This is a genomic window from Sphingomonas sp. AP28 (assembly GCF_056680455.1).
In genome coordinates this window covers 3,071,124-3,091,490 of record NZ_CM155283.1, presented here as the reverse complement: position 1 = coordinate 3,091,490, position 20,367 = coordinate 3,071,124, and the positions used below count along the sequence as shown (strand labels likewise).

The following is a 20,367-nucleotide window of genomic DNA, read 5'->3' as shown; positions in this document are numbered from 1 at the left end:
GGATGACGAACCCACAAACTCCCGCTAGATCGACGCCGATGTCGCACCCCGCCCCTACCCCCATGATGACGCAGTATCTCGGCCTGAAGGCGGAGGCGCAGGATTGCTTGCTGTTCTACCGGATGGGCGATTTCTTCGAATTGTTCATGGACGACGCGCGGATCGCGGCGGGGGTGCTCGACATCGCGCTGACTGCGCGCGGCGAGCATGAGGGCAAGCCGATCCCGATGTGCGGCGTACCGGTGCACGCCGCGACGGTGTACCTGCAACGGCTGATCAAGGCCGGCCACCGCGTGGCGATCGCCGAGCAGGTCGAGAGCCCGGCGGAGGCGAAGGCGCGCGGTGGATCGAAGGCGCTCGTCGCCCGCGCGATCGTCCGGGTCGTGACCGCGGGCACGCTGACCGAGGAGGCGCTGCTCGACGCGCGGAGCGACAATTGGTGCGTGGCGATCGGCGAGGCGGGCGGATCGGTGGCGATCGCCGCGGCGGACGTGTCGACCGGGCGGTTCGAGATCGTCGAGGTTGCGGGCGACGCGGTCGAGGCGGAACTCGCGCGGCTTGGCGCGGCCGAGGTTGTCGCGTCAGAGGCGAGCCAGTTCGAGGAAGCCGCGACCACGCTGCGGCCGAAAATCGATTTCGACAGCGGCGCGGGCGAGGCTCGGCTGAAGCGACTGTACGGCGTGGCGACGCTCGACGGATTCGGACAGTTCGGCCGTGCGGGGCTCGCCGCAGCCGGAGGCCTTGTCGCGTATCTGGAGCATAATGCGAAGGGCACGATGCCCTTCCTGCGCCCCCCGCGGATCGGCCGAGCGACGGAGACGATGGCGATCGACGCGGCTACCCGCGAAAGCCTCGAACTCACCTGCACCACCGGCGGCGTGCGCAAAGGCAGCCTTCTCGACGCGGTCGACCGGACCGTGACGGGAGCCGGCGCGCGGTTGCTCGGCGCGGATCTCGGCGCACCATTGATGGACAAGGCGGCGATCGATGCGCGGCTCGATCTGGTGCGGCTGTTCCAAGACGACCAGGCAGCGCGCGAGCGGTTGCGGTCGACCTTGCGCGCGCTGCCTGACATCGGCCGCGCGCTCGGGAGGCTGGCGGCAGGGCGTGGCGGCCCGCGCGATCTCGGGCAGTTGCGCGATGGGCTCGACGGCGCATGGAGCCTCGGCGAGCGGATGGATGCGATCGTCGATCCGCCGGTGCTCCTCCGGGACATCGCGCCGCGGTTGCGCGGGCACGGCGCGCTGATCGACCTGCTCAAGCGTGCGCTGGTGCCGTCGCCACCGATCGAGGCATCGGACGGCGGCTATATCGCGGCGGGCTACGACGCCGCGCTCGACGACCTGCGCGATGCAGGCGCGGGCGGGCGGCGGGCGATTGCAGCGCTGGAAGCAGAGTTCCGCACCGCGACCGGCGTCACCGCGCTGAAGATCCGGCATAACGGCGTGCTCGGCTATCATGTCGAGGTGCCGGCGCGGGCGGCGGACCCGTTGATGAAGCCCGAGAGCGGCTTCACGCATCGCCAGACGCTCGCGGGCGTCGTCCGGTTCAATACCCCTGCCCTGCACGACGTCGCGGCGAAGGTGTCGCAGGCCGGCGCGCATGCGCTGGCGGCGGAGGCGGCGCATCTCGAGGAACTCACCGCACAAGCCCTCGCCGGTCGCGAGGCGATTGCGGCAACCGCCGATGCGCTCGCGCGGCTCGACGTCGCGGCGGGACTGGCGGAGCGCGCCGCGGAAGGCGCTTGGGCGCGGCCTTCGCTGGTCGATCACGCATGCTTCGAGATCGAGGGCGGACGGCATCCGGTGGTCGAGGCGGCGGTGGCGAAGTCGGGCGATCGGTTCGTCGCCAACGACTGCAATCTGTCGGAAAGCTCGCGACTGTGGCTCGTCACCGGCCCGAACATGGGCGGTAAGTCGACCTTCCTCCGCCAGAACGCATTGATCGCGGTCCTCGCGCAGGCCGGATCGTACGTCCCCGCAACCAAGGCCACCTTGGGCCTAGTCGACCGGCTATTCAGCCGCGTCGGTGCGTCGGACAACCTCGCCCGCGGCCGCTCCACCTTCATGGTCGAGATGGTCGAGACCGCGGCGATTCTTGCGCAGGCGACGCCGCGGTCGTTCGTGATCCTCGACGAGGTCGGCCGCGGCACCTCGACCTATGACGGCCTCGCGATCGCCTGGGCGGTGGTCGAGGCGATCCACGAGGACAATCGCTGCCGCTGCCTGTTCGCGACACATTATCATGAGCTGACGCGGCTGGCGGAGCGGTGCGAGGCGCTGTCGCTGCACCACGTCCGTGCGCGTGAGTGGAAGGGGGAGCTGGTGCTGCTCCACGAGCTTGCCGACGGGCCGGCGGATCGGAGTTACGGGCTGGCGGTCGCGCGACTGGCGGGGATGTCGCCGGTGACGGTGGCGCGCGCGAAGGCGGTGCTGGCGAAGCTCGAGGCCGGACGCGCGAAGACGGGTGGGCTAGCGGCCGGGCTCGACGACCTGCCGCTGTTCGCCGCCGCCGCGCAGATCGAGGAGGCAGCGTGCGACGTGCTGCGCGACGATCTGGCGAAACTCGACATCGACGCGATGAGCCCTCGCGATGCGCTGGACGCGCTGTACCGGTTGAAGGCGCTCGCGAACGAGGGCTGAGCGCTTCCCCCGTCATGCCGGGCCCTTCCGCCTCGCTCAGGAGAACCTCGTTCTGGCATCCACCGTTCCGCACATTCGAGGGAATTGCGTGCGCGGGACGGTGGCCCCCGGCCTCCACCGGGTGACGGAGCGGTTTGGTGGCAGGGAAGCTGCTCCCCTCCCTGGAAGGGAGGGGTTGGGGGTGGGTCGGGTTCCGCATGTTCTAGCGGTTGCGACATAAACCGGCCGACCCACCCCCTGCCCCTCCCTTTCAGGGAGGGGAGACCGTTGCGTGATTGGCGACCTGTGAGAATGTCTCTCACGTCCTAGTATCTCACGATACGGCAATGCTAGGCGGCGGCCGGATTTAGCGGAGTGCTGAGCGTTGGGCGGACATCATCACGGACATGACCATGAGCATGGTCACTCACACGGCGGCGGCCACGGCCACTCGCACGGCGGCCATAGCCACGCCCCGGCCTCGTTCGACCGCGCGTTCGCGATCGGCATCGGCCTCAACATCGTCTTCGTCGTCGTCGAGGCGATCGTCGGCCTGCGTATCGACTCGGTCGCGCTGCTCGCCGACGCCGGTCACAATCTGTGCGACGTGCTTGGTCTCGTCGTCGCGTGGGGCGGCACGATGCTCGCGCGCACCGCACCGACCAAGCGCTACACCTACGGGCTGAAGGGCTCGACGATCCTCGCCGCGCTGGCCAACGCGCTGCTGCTGCTGGTCGCACTCGGCGCGATCGTGCTGGAGGCGTCGCAGCGCTTCTCCGACCCCGCCCCGACCGCCGGCCTCACCGTGTCGATGGTCGCGGGCATAGGCATCGCCGTCAACGCGTTCACCGCGTGGATGTTCGCGCGCGGTCGCAAGGGCGACGTCAATATCCGCGGTGCCTACCTCCACATGGCCGCCGACGCGCTGGTGTCCGCGGGCGTGGTGATCGCGGGAATCGTGATCTGGCGCACCGGCCTCACCTGGATCGATCCCGCGGTGAGCATCGTCATCGCGATCCTCATTTTCTGGCAGACCTGGGGCCTGCTCCGCGAGACCGTCGAGATGTCGCTGTCCGCCGTCCCCCGCGGCATCGAGTTCGACCATGTCGACGAGGCGCTGTGCGGCCTGCCCGGCGTCACCGGGATCCACGATCTCCACATCTGGCCGATGAGCACCACCGAACCCGTGCTGACCGCACACCTGGTAATGCCCGCCGGCCACCCCGGCGACCGGTTCCTGAGCGACGCCAGGGCGATGCTGCACGACGAATTCGGCATCGGCCACGCGACGTTGCAGGTCGAGACCGGCAACGGCCACGACTGCTCGATGGCCAGCCCCGATAAGGTCTGACGCGCGTCAGATGAAGTGGAAGTCGGCCTTCGCGCGGCTGGTTTCGCCTTCCAACGCCTGGTCGCGGTAGGGCCCATCGCGGTCCACCCAGTGCAGGAAGAGATGCGCCGACCAGCCGTTCGGGTTGGGCGTCATCCGGCCGTGGCGGTGGTGTACGCCCTGGTACAGGACCGCATCGCCGACCTCCATCGCGATCGCCGCATATGGCTCCGCGCCGAAGTCGTCGGTAACGCGTGCGCTCGGCTCGGTCCGCACCTTGCCGACCTCCAGATCCCAGGGCGCACCGTCGCTGTAATCGAGCGTCAGCGACAGGCTGTGCTCGCACGCCTGGCGGTCCGAATGCACCATGCAGACGTCGCCCTCGCGGTAGATCCGGAAATAATCATAGGTCGGCAACAGGTCGCGCCCGACGAGCTGGCTGACGATCGGCGTCAGGCCCCACAGGAACTGCAGCATCGGCGGATATTGCCGGCCATAAACCTCGAACGCAGCACGTTTCAGCAGATTGGGATGCTGCGTGACCTTGCTCAGATCGACCCGGTCCAGCGCCAGATCCTGCTTCAGCCGGCGCAGGAAGGCGTCGGTCACCTCGACCGGTATCAGTCCGCGAAGATGTGCGAACCCGTTGTCACGATAGTTGCCGTCGACCTTCATGGCTCGATTGCTATCGGCCGGTGCAAACCGGTGCAAGCCCTCGGCCAGCCGCACGAGAGTCGAAGAATGAACTTTTACGGAGTGGCGCAAGTTACACCGGCATAGATCAGGAGACTATCCCATGAAGAAGCATCTTATCGCAGCGTTGATGTCGGTCGCCGTCGCAGCGCCGGCCATGCTGCCGACCGCCGCGACCGCGCAGCGTTACGACGATCGCCGCGACAACAACGACCGTCGCGATCGTGACGATCGCCGGTACGACAACGACCGCCGTGGCAACGATCGCAACTGGCGTGGCGACGACCGCAACTGGGATCCGTCGAACAGCTATCGTGACGGCAAGTATCGCGAGCGCCGCCTTAGCCGCAACGACCGCATCTATCGTGGTCGCGACGGCCGCGCCTATTGCAAGCGCAACGATGGCACGACCGGTCTCGTGATCGGCGCGCTCGGTGGCGGCGCGCTGGCGAACCTGATCGGTGGCGGCACGCTCGGTACGCTGGCGGGTGCCGGTGGCGGCGCCTTGCTCGGCCGCTCGGTCGACCGCGGCAACGTGAAGTGCCGCTGAGCTTCAGCCGAAGCTAGCCAATGACGAAGCGGCGGCCGAGCGATCGGCCGCCGTTTTCGTATCTACAGCATGCCGTAGAGCAAAGTGCCGTTCAGCCCGATGATCACCGCGGCGATCACCCAGGCGAGGATCTTGAGCCACGCCGAGCTCACGAGGTCGCCCATGATCGTGCGGTCGCCGGTGAACTTGACGAGCGGCACGACCGCGAACGGAAGTTGCAAGCTGAGCACGACCTGACTCAATACCAGCAGCTTCGTCGCCCCCGCATCGCCCGACGCGCCGACCACGAACACCGCCGGCACGATCGCCAGCAGCCGCGTCACCAGCCGCCGCGCCCAGACCGGCATACGCAGGTTGAGGAACCCTTCCATCACGATCTGGCCGGCAAGCGTTCCCGTCACCGTCGAGTTCTGACCCGACGCGAGTAGCGCGACCGCGAACAGCACGCTGGCCGCGCCCATGCCGAGCATCGGAGCGAGCAGCTGGTACGCCTGGTCGATCTCCGCGACATCGGTCCGGCCAGCAACGTGGAAGGTCGCCGCCGCGAGGATCAGGATCGCCGCGTTGATGAAGAAGGCGAGCCCCAGCGCGACGGTGCCGTCGATCGTCGCCATCGTGATCGCGTCGCGCTTGCCCGCGGTGTCTTTAGCGAAGGCACGGGTCTGGACGATCGACGAATGGAGGTACAGGTTATGCGGCATCACGGTCGCGCCGAGGATGCCGATCGCGATGTAGAGCATCGCCGGGTTGGTGACGATCTGCGTCGTCGGGACGAGCCCGCCGAGCACGCCCGCCCATTCGGGCCGCGCGAGGAACAGCTCGAAGACGAAGCACCCCGCGATGATCACCAGCAACGCGACGACGAACGCCTCCAGCTTGCGGAACCCGAAGCGTTGCAGCGCGAGGATCAGGAACACGTCGAGCGCGGTGAGGACGACGCCGTAGACCAGCGGCAGCCCGAACAGCAGCTTCAGCGCGATCGCGGTGCCGAGCACTTCGGCAAGGTCGCAGGCGATGATCGCGATCTCGCACAGGAACCACAGCGCGACCGAGACCGGCTTCGAATAATGCGCGCGACAGGCTTGCGCGAGGTCTAGCCCGGCGACGATGCCGAGGCGCGCGGAGAGCGCCTGGAGGACCATCGCCATGAGGTTCGACAGCAGCACGACCGACAGCAACGTGTAGCCGAACGCAGAGCCGCCGGCGATGTCGGTCGCCCAGTTGCCGGGGTCCATATAACCGACCGCGACGAGATAGCCTGGGCCGACGAACGCGAACAGGCGGCGCCAGAAGGACGCGCCTTCGGGGACGACGACGGTGCGGTGGCTCTCGGCGAGCGAGTTGGCGAAGCCGGACGCGGGGAGATTGGGGGCTGACATCGGGGGGTGCTTTGCCGGAACGAGGGAGAGGGGACAAGGCGTGGCTGGCAAGTCGGGTGACAATGCGTTCACCTCCGGCCCGTCACTCCAGTGATAACTGGGGTGTTCCGGTTGGCGGGTGTAGCCATTCGAATGGAGAGATGCCGGCTTTCGCTGAGCCGACGTGTGCGCGGGTACGTAACGAGTATATGGGAACGTTCTCCCCTCCCTGGAAGGGAGGGGCTGGGAGTGGGGCGGCCCGCTTGAGCCACCAATGTCCGAACATGTGGAAACCGACCCACCCCCGCCCCCTCCCTTCCAGGGAGGGGAGCAAGGAGGTCAGATCACCTTCATGTCCGCCTGATAATGATGCCAAGCGAAGATCGCCGCAGCACCGCGGTGCGGGCGCCAAGCGTCTGCCACCTCGCGCGTCAGTTTCTCGCTCGGCCGGGTCTCGTGGCCCAGTATCCGCCCAACCTCGATCTGGATCGCTAGGTCGCCCGCCGGCCAGATGTCCGTCCGCCCTTCCGCGAACAGCAGGTAGATCTCCGCCGACCAGCGACCGATCCCCTTCACGCGGACCAAAGCGGCGATCGCCTCCTCGTCGTCCTCGGGCAGGTTGGTCAGGTCGAGCCGGCCGCTCGTCACCTCGTCGGCGAGGCTGCGGGCATAGCCGAGCTTCTGGCGGGAGAGGCCGGCGCTCTTCAGCAACTCATCGCTGGCGGCGGCGATTTTCGCCGGGTCGCCTGCGCCACCGACTACCGCGTCGAGCTTGTTCCAGACCGCCGCGGCCGAGGCGACGCTCACCTGCTGACCGACGATCGTCCGCAGCAACGTCGCGAAGCCGCGCTCGCTGATCCGCGGCGCAGGGTGGCCCGCATTGCCGACCGCGACCGCGAACGCTGGCTCGATTTCGCACAACGCCGCCATCGCGGTTTCGAGTTGCTCTGCGCTCAGGCCCATGATGCTTGATCCCTGGCTCGCGCAACGGCATGAACGCACGAAGATTTTTCGGAGAATGACATGCCCAAGCTTATCGTCGTGACGCGCGAAGGGGAAGAACGCGAGATCATCGGCGAGGCGGGCCTATCGGTGATGGAAGTCATCCGCGACGCCGGGATCGACGAGATCCTGGCGCTGTGCGGCGGCTGCTGCTCGTGCGCCACCTGCCACGTCCATGTCGACCCGGACTTTGCGGCCAAACTGAAGCCGATGGGGCCGGACGAGGATGACCTGCTCGATTCGACGAGTGATCGGGATGAGTTTTCACGTCTGTCGTGCCAGATCGAACTGACTGAAGGACTCGATGGCCTGAAGGTCCGGATCGCCGAAGAGGACTAACTGTCCCTGCCCCTCGCCCCTCCGGGGAGAGGGAGGGAGGCGCGCTTGCGCCGGAAGGGAGAGGGGTGTTGGGATGAACCGTCCCGAGCCTCACTCCCCTCTCCCTTCCCACCGCAAGGGCGGCGGGCCCCTTCCCTCTCCCCGTAGGGGCGAGGGAGTTCAGGTTACCGCGTGGTGATGGCGTAGAGCGCGATCGCCGCAGCGTTCGACACGTTGAGGCTTTCCACCTTCTCCGAGATCGGCAGTTTCGCCAGCTCGTCGCAATGCTGCTCGGTATTCTGGCGCATGCCCTCGCCTTCCGCGCCGAGCACGATCGCGATCCGCTGCGTGCCCATCGCTTCCGACAGCGTCTGCGTCGCGTGACCCGTCAGCCCGATCCGCCAGAATCCCGCCGCCGCAATCTCCTCCAGAGCGCGCGCGAGGTTCACCACACGAATCCAGGGCACGCTCTCGAGCGCACCCGAAGCTGCCCGAGCGATCGTCCCCGATTCCGGCGGCGCATTGCGATCCGGCGTGATGATCCCCAGCGCATCGAACGCCGCCGCCGAGCGCAGGATCGCGCCGACGTTATGCGGATCGGTCACGCCGTCGAGGATCACCAGCGGGCGGTTGTCGTCCTTGCCGTGCTCGAGCAGGTCGGCGAGCCACATGTCCTCGAGCGGCTCGACCTCGATCACCACGCCCTGGTGCGGCGCATCGCCCGGCACCAGCCGCGCCAAGTCCATCGCCTCGGCATAGGTCACCGGCACGTCGGCGGGCAGGTCGAACCCGGCCAGCGCCTCGCGCGTGCCGAGGATTTTGCGCACCGTGCGCTCCGGATTGGCAAGCGCAGCGCCCACCGCATGCTTGCCCCAGAAGCGGGGGCGGCCTGCCGGTGCCTTGCTCGGCCTGTGTCCCTTGCGTGCCATATTCGCTCTCTATCGTGTCTGTGTATGCCGCGTCCTTGTCGGCATTCCGCTCCCGCGGCAACTATGAACCACGAAACTTCGCAAAACCCGCGTTGACAGGCGGGGCGCGCTTCGCCATTGAGCCGCCTCGCTTGAAAGAGCGGCGCTTGCAAAAGCGGCCTGGACAGGTGGCCGAGTGGTTAAAGGCAGCAGACTGTAAATCTGCCGGAGTTTCTCCTACGTAGGTTCGAACCCTACCCTGTCCACCACCGCCCCAGCGCGGTGATGGATCATCCCAAATTTAAAGCACTGATCGGCAAGCTTCTTTTCCGTAACGGGAAGGAAGTCCGCGTGACATCGGCTCGCGGGAGGCTAGGATCGCCGCGACCGTAACGATTTCGGAAACCGCGTGACCTCAGATCCTGCCGTACAGCCGCCCGTTCAAGCACCCGTCATCCAGGATCTGGCCGACTCGATCCTAGACACGCTGGTCCACCGCATCGGCAAGGATGCGCAGGCCGCTCGCCCCCACGACTGGCTCGCCGCGACGATCCTGACGGTCCGCAACGACATCGTCGAACGCTGGATGGCGTCGACCAAGGCGGCGCACGCGGCCGGCGCCAAGCGCGTCTATTATCTTAGCCTCGAATTCCTGATCGGCCGGCTGCTGCGCGACGCGGTGACCAATTTGCAGCGCAACGACGAGGTCACGCAGGCGCTGAAGCTCCACGGCGTCGACCTCGCCGAACTGGAAGAGATCGAGCCCGACGCGGCGCTCGGCAATGGCGGCCTCGGCCGCCTCGCCGCGTGCTTCATGGAGAGCATGGCGAGCCTCGCGCTGCCCGCCTATGGCTACGGCATCCGCTATGTGAACGGCATGTTCCGCCAGCGGATTGACGATGGCTGGCAGGTCGAGATGCCCGAGAACTGGCTCGCGCACGGCAACCCCTGGGAATTTGAACGCCGCGAGAGCGCCTATTTCGTCGGCTTCGGCGGCGAAGTGACGGTCGCAGATAACGGTCAGGTCCATTGGAGTCCGTCCGAGGCGGTCGAGGCCACTGCCGTCGATACCCCCGTGGTCGGCTGGCGCGGCAAGCACGTCAACACGCTCCGCCTGTGGACCGCCCGCGCGTTCGATCCGATCAAGCTCGACCGCTTCAACGCCGGCGACTTCACCGGCGCGCTCGCCGACCAGTTGCGCGCAGAAACGCTGACACGCGTCCTCTACCCCAACGACTCCACCGCCGCAGGCCAGGAACTCCGCCTTCGACAGGAGTATTTCTTCTCGTCCGCGTCGATCCAGGACATCGTCCGCCGCCACATCCAGTATTTCGGCGACATCCGCACGCTGCCCGACAAGGCCGCGATCCAGCTCAACGACACGCACCCCGCGGTGTCGATCGCCGAACTCATGCGGCTGCTGATCGACCATCACGAATTCGCGTTCGACGAAGCGTGGAAGATCACGCGCGCCACCTTCGGCTACACCAACCACACGCTGCTCCCCGAGGCGCTGGAGAGCTGGCCGCTGCCGCTGTTTGAGCGCCTGCTCCCCCGCCACATGCAGATCGTCTACGCGATCAACGCCAAGCTGCTGCGGGAAGCGCGCGGTACGGAAGGTATAGACGACCGCGCGATCGCCGCGATCAGCCTGATCGACGAGGGCGGAGAGCGGCGCGTGCGGATGGCGAACCTCGCCTTTGCCGGCTCGCACAGCGTCAACGGCGTCGCCGCGCTGCATACGCAGCTGATGAAGAAGACGGTCTTCGCCGATCTTCACAAACTCTACCCGACGCGGATCAACAACAAGACCAACGGCATCACGCCGCGTCGCTGGCTCCAGCAATGCAACCCCGGCCTGACCGCGCTGATCCGCGATGCGATCGGCGACGGCTTCCTCGACGATGCCGAAAAGCTCGTCGATCTGGATGTTTTCGCGGACGATTCCGGTTTCAGGGAGCGCTTTGCGAGCGTGAAGCGTTCGAACAAGGTGGCACTGGCTAATCATATCAAGGAGACGATGGGGCTCCGCATCGACCCCGACGCGATGTTCGACGTCCAGATCAAGCGCATCCACGAGTATAAGCGCCAGCTGCTCAACATCATCGAGACGGTCGCGCTCTACGACCAGATCCGCAGCCATCCCGAGCGGGACTGGACGCCCCGCGTGAAGCTGTTCGCGGGCAAGGCGGCGTCGAGCTATCACAACGCGAAGCTCGTCATCAAACTGGCGAACGACGTCGCGCGCCGGATCAACGCAGACCCTTCCGTCGGTGGCCTGCTCAAGGTCGCGTTCCTGCCCAATTACAACGTGTCGCTGGCGGAGAAGATCATCCCCGCCGCCGATCTCAGCGAACAGATCTCGACCGCCGGACTCGAGGCGTCGGGCACCGGCAACATGAAGTTCGCGATGAACGGCGCGCTGACGATCGGCACGCTCGACGGCGCGAATATCGAGATCAAGGACCGCGTCGGCGACGACAACATCTTCATCTTCGGCATGACCGCGGACGAGGTCGAGGCGAAGCGCGCCAACGGCTATGATCCGCGCAGTGTCATCGATGGTTCGAACGAACTCCGCCAGGCGGTGTCGGCGATCGCGTCCGGCGTGTTCTCCCCCGACGACAAGACGCGTTACGCCGGGCTGATGGGCGGGCTGTACGATGGCGACTGGTTCATGCTTGCCGCCGATTTCGACAGTTACGCCGCTGCGCAGCGCGCCGTCGACACGCGCTGGAACGACCGCGACGCCTGGGTCGCCTCGACCGTCCGCAACGTCGCCCGCGTCGGCTGGTTCTCGTCCGATCGCACGATCCGCGAATATGCGCGGGAAATCTGGACGGTGATGTGAAGCCACCCGAAGGTGCCATCGTTGCCCTCCTCGAAGGGCGTCACGACGATCCGTTCTCGCTGCTCGGCGTCCACAGCGGCCCGACCGGCGTGTTCGCACGCGTCTGGCTGCCCGGCGCGGACACGGCGGAGGCGCACGCACTCGACGGCACCGCGCTCGGCACCCTCCCCCGCATCGACGATCGCGGCCTGTTCGAAGGCCCGATCGACGGCACGCAACAGCCGGTGAAATACCATGCGGAGGCGGGCGACACGTCGTGGTGGGTCACCGACCCCTACAGCTTCGGCCCCGTACTCGGCCCGATCGACGATCTGCTGATGGCGGAGGGCACGCACCGTCGTCTCCACGACAAGATGGGCGCGCACCTGATCGAGCATGAGGGCGCACACGGCGTCCACTTCGCGCTCTGGGCTCCCAATGCGCAGCGTGTGTCGGTGGTCGGCGACTTCAACGACTGGGACGGCCGCCGCCACGCGATGCGCAAGCGCGGCGACGTCGGCGTGTGGGAGATCTTCATCCCCGACATCGCCGAATACCGCGCCTACAAGTTCGAGATCGTAGGCCCCGACGGCCACCTACAACCGCTCAAGGCCGACCCGTTCGCGTTCGCGTCCGAACTCCGCCCCGCCAACGCCTCGATCACGCGAAAACTCGCGCACGATTGGGCCGACACCGATCACCGCAAGCATTGGGCATCGGTCGATCCGCATCGGGTGCCGATCAGCATATATGAGGTCCACGCCGGATCATGGGACCGCGACGCCGACGGCTGGTTCCTGACTTGGGACGCACTCGCCGATCGCCTGATCCCGTACGTGGTCGAGATGGGCTTCACGCACATCGAATTCCTGCCGATCAGCGAACACCCGTACGACCCGAGCTGGGGCTACCAGACCACCGGCCTCTACGCGCCCTCCGCGCGCTTCGGCGACGTCGAAGGGTTCGCGCGGTTCGTCGATGGCGCGCATCTCGCCGGGATCGGCGTGCTGCTCGACTGGGTACCCGCGCATTTCCCGACCGACGCGTTCGGCCTCGCCAAGTTCGACGGCACCGCGCTCTACGAACACGAGGATCCGCGGCTTGGCTTCCACCCCGATTGGAACACCGCGATCTACAATTTCGGGCGGCGCGAAGTCGCGTCCTTCCTCGTCAACAACGCGCTGTTCTGGGCCGAGCGCTATCATATCGACGGGCTGCGCGTGGATGCCGTCGCGTCGATGCTGTACCGCGATTATTCGCGCAAGGCCGGCGAATGGATCCCCAACGAAGACGGTGGCCGCGAGAATTGGGAGGCCGTCGCGTTCCTCCGCGACATGAACCGCGAGATCTACGGCCAGCATCCCGGCGTCTTCACGATCGCCGAGGAATCGACCTCGTGGCCGGGCGTCTCCGCGCCGGTGAGCGACGACGGCAAGAGCGGTGGACTCGGCTTCGGGTTCAAGTGGAACATGGGCTTCATGCACGACACGCTCCAGTACATGGCGCGCGATCCGCTGCACCGGAAGCATCATCACGGCGAGATCAATTTCGGGCTGGTGTACGCGTTCAGCGAGAATTTCGTCCTGCCCTTGAGCCATGACGAAGTGGTCCACGGCAAGGGCTCGCTGCTCACCAAGATGCCCGGCGACGACTGGCAGCAATTTGCCAACCTGCGTGCCTATTACGCGTTCATGTGGGGCTATCCGGGCAAAAAGCTGCTCTTCATGGGACAGGAATTCGCGCAGCGTCGCGAATGGTCGGAGGCGCGCGCGCTCGACTGGGACCTGCGCAACGCGCGCAGTCATGAGGGCATCCGCAACCTCGTCCGCGACCTCAACACCGTCTACCGCGAGAAGCCTGCGTTGCACGCGCGCGACTGCGAGGCGGAGGGCTTCGAGTGGCTGGTCGCCGATGATGCCGCCAATTCGGTGTTCGCGTGGTTGCGCAAGGCCCCCGGCGCGAAGCCGATCGCGATCGTCGCGAACATGACGCCGATCGCCCGCGCACCCTACCGCGTGCCGCTACCGCTCGATGGTCGCTGGTGCGAGATCATCAACAGCGACGCGCACGACTATTGGGGCAGCGGGCTCGGCAATCTCGGCGGCGTCGTCGCGAAGGACGGCGCGGCCTGGGTCACGCTGCCGCCGCTGGCGACGATCATGCTCGAATATGAAGGATAGTCCGTCATGCCGGGCTCGTTCCGGCATCCACCGTTCCGCGACCTCAACGGCTCGAGAGCATGCGGAACGGTGGCCCCGGAACAAGTCCGGGGTGACGGGGAGTTATAACGACGAACACGACGGATAACGGGAGAGACTGACATGGTGGAACGGCGGGGACAGCCATTGGCGCGCGACGCGATGGCGTATGTGCTGGCCGGCGGCCGCGGCAGTCGCCTGATGGAGCTGACCGATACGCGCGCGAAACCCGCGGTGTATTTCGGCGGCAAGGCGCGGATCATCGATTTCGCGCTGTCCAACGCGATCAACTCGGGCATCCGCCGGATCGGCGTCGCGACGCAGTACAAGGCGCATTCGCTGATCCGCCATCTGCAGAGCGGCTGGAACTTCCTGCGTTCGGAACGCAACGAGAGCTTCGACATCCTGCCCGCCTCGCAGCGCATCAGCGAGTTCCAATGGTACGAGGGCACCGCCGACGCGGTCTACCAGAACATCGACATCATCGAGAGCCACGCGCCCGAATACATGGTCATCCTGGCGGGCGACCACATCTACAAGATGGATTACGAGCTGATCCTGCAACAGCATTGCGAGACCGGCGCGGACGTCACGATCGCCTGCCTCGAAGTGCCGCGGATGGAAGCGGTCGGCTTCGGCGTGATGGCCGTGGATGAGCACGACAACGTGACCGCGTTCGTCGAGAAACCCGCCGATCCGCCCGCGATCCCCAGCAACCCGGACATCGCGCTGGCATCGATGGGGATCTACGTCTTCACGACCAAGCTGCTGTTCGAGGAGCTTCGTCGCGACGCCGCAACCCCCGGATCGTCGCGCGATTTCGGCAAGGACATCATCCCGTACCTCGTGAAAAACGGCAAGGCGGTCGCGCATCGCTTCTCAGACAGCTGCGTCCGCTCGGGGCTCGAGGTCGAGGCCTATTGGCGCGATGTCGGCACGGTCGACGCCTATTGGGAGGCGAACATTGACCTCACCGATGTCGTGCCCAAGCTCGACCTCTACGACCGCAGCTGGCCGCTCTGGACCTATTCCGAGGTCACGCCACCCGCGAAGTTCGTCCACGCCGACGACGGCCGCCGCGGCGAGGCGGTGTCGAGCCTCGTGTCGGGCGACTGTATCATCTCCGGCTCCTCGATCCACCGTAGCCTGATCTTCACCGGCACCCGCGCGCACAGCTACTCGATGCTCGATCAAGCGGTGATCCTCCCGCACTGCGTGATCGGCCGCGGCGCGCGCCTGTCGAAGGTGGTCGTCGATCGCGGCGTAGAAATCCCCGACGGCTTGGTCGTTGGCGAAGACGCAGAATCCGACGCCCAACGCTTCCGCCGCACCGACAACGGCGTGGTGCTCGTAACCAAATCCATGATCGACCGGCTGACCGCGTGATGCGCTTGGCGATACCTGCCCCCCTCCCTGAAAGGGAGGGGTTGGGGGTGGGTCGGCCCGTTGCCAGTCGGCTCGCACGCCCCACACCGACCCACCCCCGGCCCCTCCCTTCCAGGGAGGGGAGCAGCTACCCCATACCAGCCGGAGCGCCCCGATGATGCGCGTCCTCTCCGTCGCCTCCGAAGCCTACCCCCTCATAAAAACCGGCGGTCTTGCGGACGTCGTCGGCGCGCTCCCGGCCGCGCTCGCGCCGCATAACGTCGCGCTGAGCACGTTCCTCCCCGGCTACCCCGCGCTCGCCGCCGTCACCAAGCGCGCGAAGGTCGTCCACCGCTACACCGACCTACTCGGCACCGAAGCCCGTATCCTGAAGACGAAGATCGGCGAGCACGCACTGCTGGTCCTCGACGCCCCCGCATTGTTCGCCCGAGGCGGCGGCCCGTACGGCGACGCGACCAGCGCGGACTGGTCCGACAACTGGCGCCGCTTCGCCGCGTTCAGCCGCGCCGCCGCCGATCTCGCTTCGGGCACGGTCCCCGGCTACGACTTCGACATCCTCCACGCACACGACTGGCAGGCGGCAATGGCCCCCGCCTATCTGCGCTACGCGCCTGGCCCCGGCGCGCCCGCCAAGACGGTCGTCACGATCCACAACATCGCGTTCCAGGGACGCTACGGCCACGACATCTTCGCCGACCTCGCGCTCCCCGACGAAGCCTTCGCGCTCGACGGCGTCGAATATTACGGCGGCGTCGGTTTCCTGAAAGCCGGTCTCGAAGCCGCCGACGCAATCACCACCGTCAGCCCGACCTACGCCGCCGAAATCCGCCGCGGCGAATTCGGCATGGGCCTCGAAGGCCTCATCAACGACCGCGCCGGCCGCGTTACCGGGATCGTCAACGGCATCGACCCCGCCGTCTGGAACCCGGAGACCGATGCGTCCCTCCCCGCCCGCTACACCGCGCGAACGCTAGCCCGCCGCCGGACCAACAAACGCGCGATCGAAACCCTGTTCGGCCTCGACGCCGGCGAAGGCCCGATCTTCACCGTCATCAGCCGCCTCACCTGGCAAAAGGGCATGGACGTCCTCGCCGGCGTTCTCGACGAACTCGTCGCGCTCGGCGGTCGTCTTGCGCTGCTCGGCTCGGGCGACACCGCCCTGGAACTCGCCTTCCTCGCCGCTGCCGAACGCCACCCCGGCCGGATCGGCGTCCGCATCGGCTATGACGAGCCCGCCTCGCACCTGCTCCAAGGCGGCGCCGACGCGATCCTGATCCCGTCGCGGTTCGAACCCTGCGGCCTGACGCAACTCTACGGCCTCGCCTACGGCTGCATCCCGGTTGTCGCGCGGACCGGCGGCCTCGCCGACACCGTGATCGACGCCAACGAAGCCGCGATCGCCGCTGGCGTCGCCACCGGCGTCCAGCACGACGGCGTCACGCCCGAAGCGCTCAGCCACGCGCTGCGCCGAACGATAGCCCTCTATGCACGCCCCGATCGCTGGTCCATGTTGCAGCGCAACGCGATGCGCGCGGACTTCTCGTGGGACGAGAGCGGCCGCCGCTACGCAGACCTTTACGCCAAGCTCCTGGAGCCCGCATGATCCGCACCGTTTCGACCACGCCGTACACCGACCAGAAGCCCGGCACGTCGGGCCTGCGCAAGAAGGTGAAGGTCTTCCAGCAGCCGAACTATGCCGAGAACTTCGTCCAGAGCGTGTTCGACGTGGTGGCGGACAAGGCCGGCGCGACGCTGGTGATCGGTGGCGACGGCCGCTTCCTCAACCGCGAGGTCATCCAGGTCGCAATCCGCATGGCGACGGCCAACGGCTTTGGTCGCGTGATCGTCGGCCGCGGCGGCATCCTCTCGACCCCGGCGGCCAGCCACATGATCCGCAAGCGTGGCGCGATCGGCGGCCTCGTCCTCTCTGCCAGCCACAACCCCGGCGGTCCCGACGAGGATTTCGGGATCAAGTACAACATCGCCAACGGCGGTCCCGCCACTGAGTCCGTGACCGACGCGATCAACGCACGCACGCTCGAGATCGACCGCTGGCTGACCGTCGATGCCGACGATATCGACCTCGACACCGGCGGCGAGATCATGGTCGGCGATATGCCGGTCGAGATCGTAGACCCGGTCGAGGACTACGCCGCGCTCGTGGAAACACTGTTCGACTTCGACGCCATCCGCGCGGCGAAACTAACGATGGCGTTCGACGCGATGAGCGCCGTCACCGGGCCCTACGCCACCGAGATCCTCGAACGGCGCCTTGGCTTCGCGCCCGGCACCGTCCGCAATGGCGAGCCCCTGCCCGATTTCGGCGGCCACCACCCCGATCCCAACCTCGTCCACGCGCACGAATTGTACGAGACGATGATGGCCCCCGACGCGCCCGATTTCGGCGCAGCGTCGGACGGCGACGGTGACCGCAACCTCATCATCGGCAAGCACCGCTTCGTCACCCCCTCGGACAGCCTCGCGATGCTGGCCGCCAACGCACACCTCGCACCCGGTTACGCAGCCGGCCTCAAGGGCATCGCCCGGTCGATGCCGACCAGCGCCGCCGCCGATCGCGTGGCCGAAGAGCTCGGCATCCCCGCCTACGAGACCCCGACCGGCTGGAAGTTCTTCGGCAATCTGCTCGACGCCGGCATGGCGACGATCTGCGGCGAGGAAAGCGCGGGCACCGGCTCCGACCATGTCCGCGAGAAGGACGGCCTGTGGGCAGTCCTCCTGTGGCTCAACATCCTCGCCGTCCGCGGCGACAGCGTCGACACGATCGCCCGCGATCACTGGGCGAAGTTCGGCCGCAACTATTACGCCCGCCACGATTACGAAGGCGTCGAGACCCCACGCGCCGACGCCCTGATGGCCGCCCTGCGCGCCAGCCTCGCCACCCTCCCCGGCCAGCAGTTCGGCGACCTCACCGTCGAGACCGCGGACGAGTTCGCCTATACCGACCCGACCGACGGCTCGATCAGCCGCAACCAGGGCGTCCGCATCCTGTTCGAAGGCGGCAGCCGCGTGGTGTTCCGCCTCTCGGGCACCGGCACCACCGGCGCGACGCTCCGCGTATACCTCGAACGCTACGAACCCGTCGGCGGCGACCTCGACCGCGATACCGGCGAGATGCTCGCCAGCATCGTCGCTGCCGCGGAGTCGATAGCCGGCATCGCGCAGCACACCGGCCGCACCGCTCCCGACGTCGTCACCTGATCCGCAACGGCCGATAGCATGACGACCAGACGCCGCCGCAGCGCGCTCTACATGCCCGCCTCGAACGCCCGCGCCATCGCCAAGGCGCGGGCACTCGATTGCGACGTCGTCATCCTCGACCTGGAAGACGCCGTCGCCCCCGACGAAAAGGCCGCAGCACGGGATCGCGTCATCGAGGCGGTCCGCGAAGGCGGCTTCGGCGAGCGCGAACTGGTCGTACGGGTCAACGGCCTCGACACCCCCTGGTATGCCGACGACATCGCCGCGATCCGCGCAACCGGCGTCGCCGCGGTGCTTGTCCCCAAGGTCTCGTCGGTCGCCGACCTGCTCACGGCCCGCGCATCGCTCGGCGAAAACGGCCCCCCGATCTGGGCAATGATCGAGACCTGCGCCGCCATCCTAGCCCTCCCCGCCCTATCCGCAGCAGCAGCCGAAACGCGCCTCACCGCACTGGTCGCCGGCACCAACGATCTCGCCAAGGAGATGCGCTGCCGGCTCGGCGCCGATCGCATGCCGCTGATCCCTGCTCTCACCGCAACGATCATGGCCGCCCGTGCTGCGGGAATCGTCGCACTCGACGGCGTCTGCAACGCCCTCGACGACCCGCCCCGCTTCGCCGCGGAGTGCGCGCAAGGTGCAACGCTCGGGTTCGACGGCAAGACGCTGATCCACCCCTCCCAGATCGACGCCGCCAACGCCGGTTTTGGCCCGACCGAAGAGGAATTGGCATGGGCCCGCAAGGTCGTGGCGGCGTTCGCGCAACCGGAGAATGCCGACAAGGGCGCCATCCGGTTCGACGGCCAGATGGTGGAACGTTTGCACCTTGCCGAGGCGGAAGCCACGCTCGCACGCTGAGGCGCTAACAACACGTACCCAAACACCGTCCGTCATCCTGACGAAAGTCAGGATCCAGAGCCATGAAGCGCACCACAAGTAACCCTGCATCCTGACTTTCGTCAGGATGACAGATGCGTCGATGACGAACTCCGGCTTTACCCAGCCTTCTTCCGCCGGGTCTCCCAACCCTTCTTCGCAGCCGCAGACTTCGCCGCCGCGCTACGCCCAGCCGCCTGCTTCCCGCCCTCATGCGAAGACGCATGCGTATCGGGCTTGCCACGACCCGAGCCGGACAGATTACCCCCGCCCGAATCCTTGTTCACCGCAGCCCAAGCCCGTGCCTCGGCTTCCTTTTCGGGAACGCCGCGCTCTTCATAGCCGTCCGCGATATGCGCGGCCTTGCGCTTCTGCTTGTCGGTGTACGCGCTCTTGTCGCCCTGTGGCATCGTCGCTCTCCTCGTCAGAGAGCGTCAACGCTCAGGCCGACACCGCGTTCAGAACGAAGGGGCGTTCAGAACGAAGGGGCGTTCACCGACCGATCCAGTCCGCCACCTGCGTCGCGACCTGGTTCGCCGCCTGGTTGATCCCGGCGGCAGCCGAGGGCGCGTCGATCGCCGAGACCGGCACGCGCGCCTCGAAGCGATGCTTCTCGACCGTCGTCTTGCCGACGCGGGTGAGCGACGCATCGAACGTCACGACCGCCTCGCGCGTCGTCGCATCGAGCCCGAACGACCGCAGTTCGCCACCGAGCAACCCGCCGGGATCGCCGATCGACTGCGCCGTCGACAGCACCACCAGCCCGGTACGCGCTGCAACCGTGTCCGATACCAGCCGCGAGAACAGCCGCGCCGGGGGCTCGGCCCACTGCGCGTCGGTCACGTACGCGATCGAGGTCGGCGTTGCCTGCACCGGCACGCGCGCCGTCGCCAGCGACTGCGGCACGACCGGGACCTGGATCGTAATCGACTTCGCGGTCGCCGAATCCTGGTTCTGGCCGACCGGCACCGACGATGCACTCGTCAGCGTCAGCAATGTGGGGGGCGGTTTCGCGCCGAAGCTGATGCACCCGGCAAGTGGCAGCATCGCGATCAGGATGAGCGGTGTCTTCATGGCGTGC

General features: G+C 67.1%; 16 protein-coding genes and 1 tRNA gene. 11 read left to right on the top strand and 6 right to left on the bottom strand.

The features are described 5' to 3' along the window. Positions 1-62 precede the first annotated feature (62 nt). Complete coding sequence (gene mutS, locus AC1MH0_RS14235) at positions 63-2,642, top strand: DNA mismatch repair protein MutS (RefSeq protein ID WP_480965751.1); 2,580 nt, start codon at positions 63-65, stop codon at positions 2,640-2,642. A gap of 364 nt (positions 2,643-3,006) precedes the next feature. Continuing rightward, entirely contained in the window at positions 3,007-3,972 is a 966-nt protein-coding gene (locus AC1MH0_RS14230) for a cation diffusion facilitator family transporter (RefSeq protein WP_480963313.1), read from the top strand. 6 nt (positions 3,973-3,978) lie between these two features. Here AC1MH0_RS14230 and AC1MH0_RS14225 read toward each other — a convergent pair whose 3' ends face one another. Next, the gene (locus AC1MH0_RS14225; protein ID WP_480963312.1) at positions 3,979-4,626 is read right to left on the bottom strand and encodes a hypothetical protein; all 648 of its coding nucleotides are present in this window, start codon (positions 4,624-4,626) and stop codon (positions 3,979-3,981) included. A gap of 121 nt (positions 4,627-4,747) precedes the next feature. Between AC1MH0_RS14225 and AC1MH0_RS14220 the strand changes: the two genes are divergently transcribed. Then, positions 4,748-5,194: a hypothetical protein gene (locus AC1MH0_RS14220; RefSeq protein WP_093398655.1), complete on the top strand. Its 447-nt coding sequence runs from the start codon at positions 4,748-4,750 to the stop codon at positions 5,192-5,194. A gap of 62 nt (positions 5,195-5,256) precedes the next feature. Here the strand turns inward: AC1MH0_RS14220 and AC1MH0_RS14215 are convergent, their stop codons facing one another. Both AC1MH0_RS14215 and AC1MH0_RS14210 read right to left on the bottom strand, forming a co-directional pair. Beyond that, a complete protein-coding gene (locus AC1MH0_RS14215; protein WP_480963311.1) occupies positions 5,257-6,573 on the bottom strand; it encodes an Nramp family divalent metal transporter in 1,317 nt (438 codons plus the stop codon). A 318-nt stretch (positions 6,574-6,891) separates the two neighbouring features. Then, a complete protein-coding gene (locus tag AC1MH0_RS14210; RefSeq protein WP_480963310.1) occupies positions 6,892-7,515 on the bottom strand; it encodes a DNA-3-methyladenine glycosylase family protein in 624 nt (207 codons plus the stop codon). A 60-nt stretch (positions 7,516-7,575) separates the two neighbouring features. Between AC1MH0_RS14210 and AC1MH0_RS14205 the strand changes: the two genes are divergently transcribed. Next, complete coding sequence (locus AC1MH0_RS14205) at positions 7,576-7,893, top strand: 2Fe-2S iron-sulfur cluster-binding protein (protein WP_056055072.1); 318 nt, start codon at positions 7,576-7,578, stop codon at positions 7,891-7,893. A 164-nt stretch (positions 7,894-8,057) separates the two neighbouring features. Here AC1MH0_RS14205 and rlmB read toward each other — a convergent pair whose 3' ends face one another. After that, positions 8,058-8,801 carry a 23S rRNA (guanosine(2251)-2'-O)-methyltransferase RlmB gene (rlmB, locus tag AC1MH0_RS14200; RefSeq protein WP_056055070.1) on the bottom strand — a complete coding sequence of 248 codons (744 nt, stop codon included), beginning with the start codon at positions 8,799-8,801 and terminating at the stop codon, positions 8,058-8,060. A gap of 161 nt (positions 8,802-8,962) precedes the next feature. On the opposite strand from rlmB, the gene AC1MH0_RS14195 reads away from it, so the two are divergent. From AC1MH0_RS14195 to AC1MH0_RS14165, 7 genes are all read left to right on the top strand, one after another. Then, positions 8,963-9,049 (top strand) — tRNA-Tyr (locus AC1MH0_RS14195). A 185-nt stretch (positions 9,050-9,234) separates the two neighbouring features. Continuing rightward, entirely contained in the window at positions 9,235-11,631 is a 2,397-nt protein-coding gene (locus AC1MH0_RS14190) for a glycogen/starch/alpha-glucan phosphorylase (protein WP_480965750.1), read from the top strand. After that, positions 11,628-13,790 carry a 1,4-alpha-glucan branching protein GlgB gene (gene glgB / locus AC1MH0_RS14185; RefSeq protein ID WP_480963309.1) on the top strand — a complete coding sequence of 721 codons (2,163 nt, stop codon included), beginning with the start codon at positions 11,628-11,630 and terminating at the stop codon, positions 13,788-13,790. The genes AC1MH0_RS14190 and glgB overlap by 4 nt, the downstream gene beginning before the upstream one ends. Before the next feature lie 144 nt (positions 13,791-13,934). Then, the gene (glgC, locus tag AC1MH0_RS14180) at positions 13,935-15,194 is read left to right on the top strand and encodes a glucose-1-phosphate adenylyltransferase (protein ID WP_480965749.1); all 1,260 of its coding nucleotides are present in this window, start codon (positions 13,935-13,937) and stop codon (positions 15,192-15,194) included. 154 nt (positions 15,195-15,348) lie between these two features. Further along, a complete protein-coding gene (gene glgA / locus AC1MH0_RS14175; RefSeq protein ID WP_480963308.1) occupies positions 15,349-16,797 on the top strand; it encodes a glycogen synthase GlgA in 1,449 nt (482 codons plus the stop codon). Next, positions 16,794-18,413, top strand: coding sequence for an alpha-D-glucose phosphate-specific phosphoglucomutase (locus AC1MH0_RS14170; RefSeq protein WP_480963307.1), 1,620 nt, complete (start codon positions 16,794-16,796; stop codon positions 18,411-18,413). The genes glgA and AC1MH0_RS14170 overlap by 4 nt, the downstream gene beginning before the upstream one ends. Positions 18,414-18,431: 18 nt before the next feature. Then, the gene (locus tag AC1MH0_RS14165) at positions 18,432-19,268 is read left to right on the top strand and encodes an HpcH/HpaI aldolase/citrate lyase family protein (protein ID WP_480963306.1); all 837 of its coding nucleotides are present in this window, start codon (positions 18,432-18,434) and stop codon (positions 19,266-19,268) included. A 137-nt stretch (positions 19,269-19,405) separates the two neighbouring features. Here AC1MH0_RS14165 and AC1MH0_RS14160 read toward each other — a convergent pair whose 3' ends face one another. Both AC1MH0_RS14160 and AC1MH0_RS14155 read right to left on the bottom strand, forming a co-directional pair. Then, on the bottom strand, positions 19,406-19,696 hold the full coding sequence (locus AC1MH0_RS14160) for a hypothetical protein (protein ID WP_056061052.1): 291 nt from the start codon (positions 19,694-19,696) through the stop codon (positions 19,406-19,408). 82 nt (positions 19,697-19,778) lie between these two features. After that, the gene (locus tag AC1MH0_RS14155) at positions 19,779-20,360 is read right to left on the bottom strand and encodes an ABC-type transport auxiliary lipoprotein family protein (protein ID WP_480963305.1); all 582 of its coding nucleotides are present in this window, start codon (positions 20,358-20,360) and stop codon (positions 19,779-19,781) included. Positions 20,361-20,367 lie beyond the last annotated feature (7 nt).